Raw genomic sequence first — 10620 nt, 5'->3', positions numbered from 1 at the left:
ACGAACTTCTCCCATAGTGCTTCCTTCCATTCCTGCGAAAGGATCACACCATCAAACCGTGGGATCAAACACCTAGCGTGACCTTCTGGCACGTTCGGTAATCTGCATCTCAGCCTGTCGGGCAGGCAATGAAGATCCAGCCAGTCGCAGCTGACATCTATGCCAACGTCGCGGCCATTTGTTAGGTTGTCCATGCTCTCTTCCTTCTGGTGCGCGGTCCATTTAAAGGTCGCTATCAACTGTTCGAGACGATGAGGAGAGGCGGCGCCGACAAGCTAAAAAACGTGGTCGAGCTACATGGGTCAGACGTCGCGCACCAAACACAGGGCTAAAAAGAAGGGTTTCCTTGTTTGTGCGCCTCACTCGGCGTCGCAAAGAGGGCGCAACAGATCTGCGATTTGATCCCGCAGCCAGACATGAGCCGGGCTGGACGTGAACCGACGATGCCAGACCTGCACAAGTTGAACTGGTGCCACCGGGACTGGCAGATGCAAGACTTCCAAGCCGACGGACGGCGCGACCTGATGCGCGAGTGCGGTCGGCAGAAGCGCAATGAGATCTGATCCGGCAACCGCGCGGTAAACACCGGAAAACACCGGCATGGTCATGACCACGTGCCGTTTGCGCCCGACCCGGGCCAAAGCCTCATCGCCCATGGCCGCGTCGTTTCCTTCGGGTGAAAACAGGACGTGGCCGAGGTCGCAAAACAGATCAATTGGCATGATGTCGCCCGTGATTAGCCTGGCCTTGCTGAGGTGCGGATGCCCACTCCGTGCGATGACCGAAAAGGATGACTGGAAAACCTGTTGGCATTCAGTCCAATCCGGGAATTGTGTCTTGGGGATCAGGGCAAGATCGACCTCGTATCTCTCGAGGGTATCCACGTAGTTATCCGGCACAAGATCAACCAGGTGCACGCGCACCAAGGGCGCCACCGCCTGCAGCCGATCGGCGAGCCGTGGCATGAGCATCTCGGCGAAGAAATCGCTACCTGAAATCCGGAACCGGTTCTGCGCCGTCGCCGGATCGAACTTGCCTGGGCCCTGGATCAGGCGTCCGATCCGGTCCAGCACCTCGCGCAGTTCCGCCTCAAGCGAAAGCGCGAAAGCTGTCGGCTCCAACCCCTGCCCCCGGCGGAAAAACAACTCGTCGTCCAGCGCACCCCTCAAGCGGCCAAGCGCGGCCGAAACGGCCGGTTGTGTCAGGCCGAGGCGTCTGCCCGCCTTCACGGTCGAGTGCTCTTGCAGGAGCGCATCCAGAACCCGGAGCAGGTTCAGATCGAAGCTATATAGATTAACCATGGTTATATCCATAATACAATCAATCGATTTATCATATGCATTTCCGCGCAGTAACCTCCCTATGGAGAATGACGCCCTCGCACCCTCAGGAGAGGAATAAACAGATGAAATCTATTGCAACTTGGTTCTTTGCTACGGGCGCGCTCTTTGCGCTTTGCGGCATGATCTGGGGCATCCAGATGTCCGCCACTCATGACCACACGCTCTCACCCGCGCATGGTCATCTGAACCTGATCGGGTTCGTGGCGATGTCGGTCTTCGGCACCTACTACGCGCTGACGCCTCGGGCAGCCTCCCGACGCATCGCCGCCGTTCACTACGCGCTGGTGGTGGCGACGGTGCTTGTGCTTACGCCGGGAATTGTTCTGGCAATCACCGGGCAAGGCGAAACACTGGCAAAGCTGGGCTCCGTCCTTGGTGTGCTGTCCATGGCGCTTTTTGGCTTCGTGGTGTTGCGGAACGGCGTTGGGGCAACGGACTCTGAGCGTGCCGAACCCTACGCACAACCGGCCGAATAGGCCCTTGGGCCGTGGGTTGGGACGCACAGTCCGCCCCAACTCAGCTCTCAGCGCAAAGGTCATCCACCGTGCCGCTCAACCATCATCCCGCCGCCCTGACCGTGCTTGAAGATTTGCATGCGGCCGCCGCGCGAGATGCCAAACGCTGGAGTGACCGGACGGGCACGACCGATGCCACGGCCAACGCCAGCGGAAGCGGCGCGCTGGTGCGGCTGGGCGAGTTCTACCTCGCCGTATCGCCCGAAGAAGGGCGCCTGCTCTACATCCTCGCCCGAGCGATCAGCGCACGCAGGATCGTCGAGTTCGGCGCCTCCTTCGGGATCAGTTCGCTTTATCTCGGTGCCGCTGCCAAGGACAACGCGGGAGCCTTGATCACGACAGAGGTGCACCCGGAAAAATGCAACGCGCTGCGCGAGACCTTTGCGAAAGCGGACCTGTCGGACGCGATCACGCTGCTTGAAGGGGACGCGCACGAGACGCTGAAATCCGTGCCCGGCCCGATCGACATGCTGTTTCTGGATGGCTGGAAAAGCGCGTATCTGCCAATCTTCCAGCTGCTGCGCCCCAAGATTCGGGTGGGCGCCCTGATCCTCGCCGACAATTGCGCTCATGCTGCCGCGTCCGACTACCTCGCGACGGTCCAATCGTCCGCCTCTGGCTGCGTCACCTCGATCCGGGGCAGCCTCGCCATCAGCTGTGTGTTGTCATGACGCCGACGAAATCCTCGCCTTCTGCTTTCCGGCCGATCTGGCCCGCAATCTGGACCGCCATCTGGCCTACTGGGACTGGATGATACGCGGGGGCGCAGACGCGGGAATCCTGCGGCGTTTTCATGTCAATCTCGGCACCGCTGCTCGCCAATCCAGCTTGCAACGCCGCTGCATCAGGTGACGTCGCTTTGTTCTCCAAAATCGATTGGCTGAGCCAGAGGGGCACAATTGTCGAAGCTAATTGGTGATCGAAAGAGTTGCCGAAGGCCCGCGAAATGTATCTTCAGCTCGCCGAGGGAAAAGTCGAAAGGTGCGGTCATTGATATGAAAGGCTTTTTCGACCTGCAAGCCTGCGACGGCGTGCGAAAACCTGCGCGAAACACATTATTTTTGAGCCTGATGTTAGGGTTTGCCTTGCGCAACGTTTACCTCGGCAAGGTTTATGCAAGGCCAATGACAACGTTTGGCAACCCCGACGTTCACCTCCTTCGGCGCAGCCGCAGGGCAAAGGGATGCCGGGTGAATACCTCGAAAAGGCGTTGCGGCGGGTGCCGTTCCCGACTGCATCCCCATTACCCTCTGGCTCCGGTCGACAACATGAGGCGTGAAGCCGAGGCTGTCGGGGCTGGACGTCCTGTTGTAACCCAGTTCCCTCCTAAAGCGGACAGGTGCGGGTAAGGTGCTGCAACCACGGTCAGCCCGCCGAGTTGGTCGTCTTCGGCACCTGGTTGATCCGCTTCGGGATGCCGGGAGGCAGGAAGCGTCCCGGCAAGGCACCCGATCTGCACAGGCTGTTCCAGGTTGCGGCCGCAGCGCTACGCGTTCGGCTGCAAGGGCAGGGGGCCTGACGATGGCGCAGATGAGTTTCTTCGACCTTTCCGACCGCCATGCGAGCCTGGACGCCAAGAAGGACCCATTGGTCGAGATCGACACACTTGTGCCCTGCCGCTCGCCGATTGGTTGGAGTCGGTTCCTGTAGAGATTACGTTGGTCTCAAAGTTCCACTATCTTCGCGATACCAATGCCGAATCCGGCGAGAGAGACCCACAAATTGTCGCCAGAGTCGTTCTTGACCTTCAATCCCTACCATGTCGCGCTTGCGGTTATCGGAATTATCGTGATTCTTTCGCGCTGGTTGCCGCGGTTGGTCTCAAGACGCGAACCGGCGTCGGCACCTCTGATGATACTCTTTGGTGCCTCGGCGTCTCTGATGGTGCCTGGCCTGCCGGTCGTGCCCGATCCAAGGGTTTCGCCGCTGCCATGGGAGCTGATCAGCGAGCTTACGGTCATAGTGGCACTTTTTGGGACCGGCATGCGCATCGACAGCTTGCGCCCTTGGCGTCGGTGGGCGCCGACGGTGCGGATGCTCGCCGTTGCCATGCCGATCACGATTTTCGCTGTTGCCGGGCTGAGCGTCTGGATCGTTGGCCTGACTTTGGCTGGAGCCATCTTGCTTGGCGCAGTGCTTGCGCCTACTGACCCCGTTCTGGCAGCCGAGGTCCAGGTCGGACCGCCGCAAGAGGGTGCTGAGCATCCCGTGCGCTTTGCCCTTACGACCGAGGCTGGTTTGAATGACGGGCTGGCTTTCCCATTTGTCTATTTGGGCCTGATCGTTGCCGCTCAAGGCCTCGCCGTGGACGCGTGGGGCCTCGAATGGTTCCTGCGTGATGTCATCTACCGGATAGGTGTCGGGTCGGCGATGGGCTGGGCCGGCGGTCGCATGCTCGGCTACATTTTGTTTGCAGTGCCCCGATATTCCACGCTGGCCGAAACCGGTTCGGGGGTGATCGCGCTGGCGGGAGTCCTGCTCTGCTACGGCTCAACCGAATTGATCGAGGGTTATGGATTCATTGCGGTCGTGATCATGGGGCTGACCCTGCGCCGGATTGAGGAGCACCACGTCTTCCACAGGCGCCTGCACGATTTCTCGGAATCGATCGAACACGCCCTGACGGCGCTGCTGCTGATCGGACTGGGTGCGGTTTTGCCGACCCTTCTTGTCGATCTGACATGGAGGCTCGTCCTGATCGCCCTGGTGCTGCTGCTGGTGATCCGTCCATTGTCAGGCTGGATCGCGTTGCTGGGAAGCGATCTCCACCTGCGCGACCGTGCAGTTGTATCTGTCTATGGAGTGCGCGGAGTCGGTTCGATCTACTACCTCTGCTATGCGGGCAGTCACGTTGAGTTCATCAACGAAAGTCAATTATGGTCGCTGGTGGGCCTCGTCATCCTTTTGTCGACGATCCTGCACGGGTTCAGCGTCGGTTGGGCGATGGATCAAATCACTCCCGAAGAAGGCAAAAGCCGGTCATGGCGGTGATGTTGAAGGGTCCGTGCTCAATGGTGGGGCCGACGATCGGCAAATGCTTGCTTTGGCGCCGAAACGGTTATCATTCCTTTTCGGCCGTGGATGCCGTTCAGGCAGTCGACAGCCAGACGTCGGGCCACGGCAGTCATTGTTTCGCCCAGACCGCTCGATTCGCCTTGAACCACATCATTAGCCTGTCAGGCATGTCAGGACTGGCCGTGGTTCCACGACGCCGCACCATCCACAGAGAACGGTCGAGCCGGGGCAGGCCAAGTTCGTCCATGACCTGGCTCTGGCTCAACTTGCGCGCCCGCATGATCATGTCGATCACACGTATCTCCGTGGTGTTCAGACTGCGGCGCGTCAAAGGGAACTCATACGCCGCGTTCTGCTGCGGTGCAGGCGGTTTTGCCGGGACACTCCCTGCAGGTGTCTGCGTGCCGGTTACGGGATTGGCCTGCAGCTCACCAGAGGCGCTGGAAGGGGCCTCGGGGCGCTGACTTGCGTCACTGGCCATACGTCCGGCCGAAAGGTTTTCAGACTCGCCAGCGACTCTTGTTTCGGCCTCCTGCGGCTCAACAAGCGCCTGGCCCTCAGTTCCCCCGGTCGACACCGGCAGAACAAGGCCGATTGCATCCTCATCAGCATCGAGCTCACGCTGAAACGCCAGTTCGTTGAGAGCGGCCTTGAAAGGCTTGCGCAGCGATGAGCGCGTCCAAGGCTTAAACTCGCCACGCTTCTCGCTGACGCAGTTGTGGACCTGTCACGTGTTTGTGCCGCCCCGACTGCTCGTTTGGGCCACCTGGCGTTCGAAGGCCGAGGGGCGTTCCCCTCCCAATGCTGAATGCCGACGGCGCGAGTTATAGAAGCCGTTGATGTATTGGAAGATGGCGGTCTCTGCTTGGCGCCGGGTTTCCCAGGTGCGCCGCCAGATCAGCTCGGCCTTGATGGTTTTGAAGAAGGTCTCGACGGCGGCGTTGTCATAGCAGTTGCCCTTGCCGCTCATCGAAGCCTTCAAGCCGTGCTCGCGCAGGACCTTCTGATAGTCGTGCGAACAGTATTGGCTGCCGCGGTCGGTGTGGAAGATGCAGCCTTTGGGCGGTGACCTGAAGGCAATGGCCATCTTCAAGGCCCGGATCGCCAGATCGCGCTTCCTGCGGTTGCTGTACCGTTGCCCGGCAGTCGATACGCGGTATCGATGAGAGGGGGCCCGGCCGATCACGCGGCGGGAATGAAGGTCCGGGATCACTGCCAGATACAGCCACCCCTCGCGGGTCCAGATGTAGCTGATGTCACCTGCCCATTTCTGGTCAGACTGATCCGCCGTGAAGTCACGGTCCAGCAGGTTTGGCGCAATGTTGAATGCGTGATCGCTGTCCGTCGTCACCTTGAATCTGCGCGTTCTTGCAACGACGATCCCGTTTTCACACATCAAGCGCCCGACACGCCTGTGCCCCACATCGACGCCGATCTCCTTCAGTTCTTCGGTCATCCCGGGGCGACCGTAGCTGCCGAGGCTCAGCCGCGACTGCTCCTTGATGTGGGCCAGAACCACCATGTCCATGCGCTGCCTGCGGCTGGCAGGGCGGCTCCGGAACGCCCGCAGGCCACGCGGGCTGACATTCATCACTCGGCACAGCCGATCGACTGGGAAGGCCCCGCGCTGTTCTTCAATGACCTGAACCTCACGGCTTTTGGCCCGCGAAGAACTGGGTGGCTTTTTTCAGGATATCCCTCTCCTCCTCGAGAATACGGATCTCGCGCCGAAGCCGCTCGTTCTCCTGCGCCGACTCGCGGCCCTCGGATGACACCACATCCGTGTCGCAATGCGCGTTCACCTACTTGTTCAAGGTCGACAAGCCGACCCAAGATCATCCGCAACCTGACGCCGCGAAAGACCGCTGGTCAGCGCGATCCGCACCGCATCCTTGCGAACTTCATCCGTTCTGCCTGTGCCCATGGTTCCTCTCCTTTGCTGCACATTACGTGATCAAAGGAGCGGCACCAAACCGCGACAGGTCCAGTCCGTGCGCAGTTCACGATGACCATGGTGGCCTGCAACCTCTCGAGGCTGCCGAAACTCCTGGCGGCATAACGGAAAAGGCAATCCAGACCCGGCGTCTGCCGCCGATGCCGCAGAGAACCGACTTCAAATCGTTGCGGCAGGAACAACGTCCTTCGAACCCGACTTCTTCAGCAGCCTGTTAGAGAGCCAATCGATATGCATCCTGTGGATCAGAGAGGCCGGGATATCTCCGCGCTTAGCCGTCGAGCCAACTCGGAAGGGGCAGTGGGTTTGGTGCATACCAGCAATTCAGGATGGGCCTCACGCAGTGATTCCGGCAGGCCCACTCCGGTATGCACAACAACTGGCACCCCGGGGCGAAGGACGGCAAGCACCGGGCCTATTTTTCCATCAGGCAGGTCGACATCGACGATCGCTGCATCCGGCAACTCGTTCTCAATCAGCCTCAGGGCCTGAGCGATGGAAGAAGCCGGTCCCAAGGGGATCCCGCCCGCCTCCTCAACGCCGTAGGCGAGATCCAGTGCGATGAAGGGTTCGTCCTCAACTATCAGAACCTTGAGGCCGGCGAGATATTGGTCAGTTCCGGGCATGCCCTTGCTCCTCATGCTACTGTGCGAGGCGATCGCGCGCAGCGGTCAGGCGGACCTCGACCCCGCCTTGATGCCAGACATGCTCGATCCCACCGCCCAATTGTCCGGTGGCGCTGAGCCGCGCGAGTTGGCTGCCAAAGCCGTTTTGCAGCGGGGGCCCTGCCAACGCCGGGCCTCCCGTTTCTGTCCAATCCAAGGTCAACACGTCTCCCACGAGGTCCCAGGCAACGCGCAGCTTCCCATTTGCAGCCGAAAGAGCGCCATACTTCGCGGCGTTGGTGGCCAACTCATGCATGATGAGCGCGAAGTTTGTTGTAGACGTGGGCCCAAGCTCCACGGAGGGGCCAGTGAGGTCAAGCACTCCGGGACGCCCCTCGACATAGGGTTCCAGAACCACTTCAACCAGTCTGCGGAGACTGCTGGGGGCCTCATGGTTCGGGCGTGACGTGATTGAACTGCTGATCAGTTCATGTGCGCGGGCGAGCGCCATCACGCGGCCCGTCAGTGATGACGACATTTCTTCCACGTCGGTCGCATGGCGGGAGGTCATCTTGATCATGCCTGCCGTAATGGAGAACAGGTTTTTCACCCGGTGGTTCAGCTCGCGCATCAGCAACTTCTGCGCCTCTTCGGCCTGCTTGCGTTCGCTGATGTCAAGTATGTTGCAGACCGCGCCCTGCAGTTCTCCCTGCCAGATCACGGGGCGAACCCAGTATTCCACGGGGAAGGACGTGCCATCCGTCCGATAGAACACCTCGTCGTCAACATGGGCCATCTCACCGGTCGAAGCGACATGGTAGATCGGGCAATCTTCGTGCGGGTAAGGCGAGCCGTCGACGTGCGTATGATGAATGAGCTCATGCAACTGCTTGCCGATGACATCCTCTTCCTTGTCGAAACCGAGCATGCGCAGGAAGGCCGCGTTGCAGCGGGTCGTATATCCCCCCTTGTCGACCGCATAGAACCCGTCGGCCGTCGCATCCAGCAAAAGCGCCAGATCCGCCTCACGCCGCTTGAGATCGCTCTCGATCTGCCTGCGCTGTTCTGTATCCATCAGAACGCCTGGAAACCGGATTGCCTGACCTTCGCCATTTAGCTCGCAATATCCACTGGCCTCTACCCAGCGATAGCACCCGTCCGCATCTCTTGATCGGTATTCAGCTCTGTAGGTGCCCCCCTCTCGGATGGATTTCTCGATCTTGGCCTGCACCTGATCCCAGTCTTCGGGGTGGACGGACGCCGCCACATCGAGCATTGGCATCCCCTTCTGGCAGCGGTCAACTGGCAGACCGAAGGCCCGTGCAAAACGCTCGTCAGCGGTGACGGTATCGGTCGGGATGTTCCAGATCCAGGTGCCGATGATCGCACCGGCCTCCAAGGCCAGCTCGATCCGTTCCTGAGCCAGTTCCAAATCACTCTTGATCCGTATCAGTTCTTCCTCGGCTTGGCGCCGCACCTCGATCTCGTTTTGCGCTGAGCGGTAGAGACGCGCGTTGTCCAGCGCGATGGATGCCTGACCCGCAAGCCCATCCATGAGCTTCTCGTGATGAACCGAGAACTGTCTGGGTTTTTCATGACCAAAGAACAAGCCACCCAGAACCTCGCCCGACCGCGAAACCACCGGAACGGCCAGGTAGCTGCGGACCGGCAGATGTCCCTCTGGCATGCCCCTATACGGCGCATTTTGGCCATAGCGCGGGTCGGCTGTGATGTCGTCCGACCGGACGATGCCTTCCCCGGCGAACGTCGGCGCGAAAATTTTGGTATTGCGCGGCATTGGGAAATTGCTGAAGGCCGACCTGTCGACCCCGGACAGGGTATAGAGCATGTAGCTTTCACCCGATGTCGCTACAATATTGTAAAAGAATGCTCCGAATTGCGCGCCCGTAAGTTTGACGCCAGCATCGGTGACCATCTGCACCAGTGCCTCTTGGTCCAATTCGGCCGCAACACCGGCGCCGGTGCGGTTCAGGGTTTCGAGTAGCCGTCGTTGATCGTTCAGCGCTTCCTGGGCCGAATAGCGTTCGAGGACCAGGGCAGTGATCCGAGCGACCAGATCAAGAAAATCGTCCTGGAGCGCGGTTGGCAGTCCGGGCTGACGTCTGTAAGTCGCAAATGTCCCCAGCAATTTGCCCCCGGTCCCGACAACGGGGTGAGACCAACAAGCGTGCAGGTTGTGCTCAAGCGCCAAGTCCCGGAAATCCTCCCACAAGTTGTCTTTAGCAATGTCGGCCGCGGCGACCGCAGACTTGCGATGTGCTGCCGTCCCGCAAGATCCGACCGCCGGTCCGATCTCCAACCCGTCGATGGCATCGGTATAGGCCTCAGCCAGCCCGATCGCAGCGCTGTGGAAGAGCCTAACGCCTTCCTTGTCAGTCAAAAGGATCGAACAGGGGGAATCTTCGCCGATAAACGTTTGAACCGCTCGCATCAGCTCGTCGAGGATCACCTTTAGCGGCCGTTCCAGAAGGGTCAGTTCCAGCAGCTTGTGCTGCAAGGTCTGCAGGTCGCCGGGCTCATCTGCGTTGAAACGTTCGGCTTGCGTCTCGAGGATGGTGCAAAGAACCGCCCTCGGCCGACCCTGATCATCTGCCAGGGGGCTGAGAGTCAGCACATGCTGAATGGCCTGGCGACCGGAGGAGCTCGGTATCGCCGTCGTCAGTTGAGCTGCTTCACCCCGATTTACAACCTGTGCCATGGCCGGAGCCAGATCGGGCCACATGCCCTGCAGGCTCTTCCCCGCGGGCTCCGCCAACGCCTCCGGATGTGCCGCGCCCAGTAGGGAGGCAAAGGCGTCGTTATAGAACAGGAACTGTTCAGGCCCCCAGCAGACAAAAGTTGGCGAGGGGGACGCCAATATGACCTGAAGCGCAGTCTTGAGGCTCTGTGACCAGTCCTGAGGCGCGCCCAACGGATGCCCATGCCAAGCACGGGTCTCGATCAAAGACGCGACTTTATCCCCGGCCGTAAGAAAGATCAGCCGTTCGTCCATATTTGAAAGCATAGACGCCCCTCCTACGCGCGATATAACCTGCAAGCGTGCATAGGCAAGGGCGGGGCCCCCTGCAACGAGGTGCCACCCGATCTGCGGTGACCTGCTCCCCTGAAACGTCCGCGATTCGGGGTTCGTCTGTTCTTTGCAAAGGAGACAGACGATGAAGCGATCA

General features: G+C 60.2%; 10 protein-coding genes and 1 pseudogene. 4 read left to right on the top strand and 7 right to left on the bottom strand.

Going from position 1 to position 10620, the window contains the following annotated elements; all coding sequences use genetic code 11:
* The coding region (locus FOY53_RS23520) for a hypothetical protein (RefSeq protein WP_222435325.1) at positions 1-194 on the bottom strand (194 nt) is incomplete at its 3' end.
* Positions 195-359: 165 nt separating this feature from the next.
* Positions 360-1313, bottom strand: a complete 954-nt coding sequence (locus FOY53_RS22095) for a LysR family transcriptional regulator (RefSeq protein WP_246107514.1) — start codon at positions 1311-1313, stop codon at positions 360-362.
* Positions 1314-1405: 92 nt separating this feature from the next.
* Here FOY53_RS22095 and FOY53_RS22090 point away from each other — a divergent pair, with 92 nt between their 5' ends.
* Both FOY53_RS22090 and FOY53_RS22085 read left to right on the top strand, forming a co-directional pair.
* Entirely contained in the window at positions 1406-1819 is a 414-nt protein-coding gene (locus FOY53_RS22090; RefSeq protein ID WP_146592464.1) for a heme-copper oxidase family protein, read from the top strand.
* Positions 1820-1887: 68 nt separating this feature from the next.
* A complete protein-coding gene (locus FOY53_RS22085; protein WP_186766724.1) occupies positions 1888-2529 on the top strand; it encodes an O-methyltransferase in 642 nt (213 codons plus the stop codon).
* Here FOY53_RS22085 and FOY53_RS23515 read toward each other — a convergent pair.
* Positions 2510-2755, bottom strand: a complete 246-nt coding sequence (locus FOY53_RS23515) for a hypothetical protein (RefSeq protein ID WP_146592462.1) — start codon at positions 2753-2755, stop codon at positions 2510-2512. The two genes, FOY53_RS22085 and FOY53_RS23515, sit on opposite strands and share 20 nt — an antisense overlap.
* Before the next feature lie 624 nt (positions 2756-3379).
* Here FOY53_RS23515 and FOY53_RS24030 point away from each other — a divergent pair.
* Positions 3380-3508: a hypothetical protein gene (locus FOY53_RS24030; protein WP_281289609.1), complete on the top strand. Its 129-nt coding sequence runs from the start codon at positions 3380-3382 to the stop codon at positions 3506-3508.
* 90 nt (positions 3509-3598) lie between these two features.
* On the top strand, positions 3599-4849 hold the full coding sequence (locus FOY53_RS22075; RefSeq protein WP_342784365.1) for a cation:proton antiporter: 1251 nt from the start codon (positions 3599-3601) through the stop codon (positions 4847-4849).
* A gap of 133 nt (positions 4850-4982) precedes the next feature.
* Here the strand turns inward: FOY53_RS22075 and FOY53_RS22070 are convergent, their stop codons facing one another.
* The 4 genes and pseudogenes from FOY53_RS22070 to FOY53_RS22055 all read right to left on the bottom strand — a co-directional run bounded on the left by FOY53_RS22070 (position 4983) and on the right by FOY53_RS22055 (position 10457).
* A complete protein-coding gene (locus FOY53_RS22070) occupies positions 4983-5168 on the bottom strand; it encodes a hypothetical protein (RefSeq protein WP_146592460.1) in 186 nt (61 codons plus the stop codon).
* A gap of 432 nt (positions 5169-5600) precedes the next feature.
* A pseudogene (locus FOY53_RS22065) lies at positions 5601-6797 on the bottom strand (IS3 family transposase).
* Between the two features lie 275 nt (positions 6798-7072).
* Positions 7073-7453: a response regulator gene (locus FOY53_RS22060; RefSeq protein WP_186766723.1), complete on the bottom strand. Its 381-nt coding sequence runs from the start codon at positions 7451-7453 to the stop codon at positions 7073-7075.
* A 16-nt stretch (positions 7454-7469) separates the two neighbouring features.
* Positions 7470-10457 (bottom strand): GAF domain-containing protein, encoded by a 2988-nt coding sequence (locus FOY53_RS22055; RefSeq protein ID WP_146592458.1) that lies wholly within the window; start codon positions 10455-10457, stop codon positions 7470-7472.
* Positions 10458-10620 lie beyond the last annotated feature (163 nt).

This window comes from Puniceibacterium confluentis (assembly GCF_007923445.1).
Classification (GTDB): domain Bacteria; phylum Pseudomonadota; class Alphaproteobacteria; order Rhodobacterales; family Rhodobacteraceae; genus Puniceibacterium; species Puniceibacterium confluentis.
This window is presented reverse-complemented; position numbering and strand designations above follow the sequence as displayed.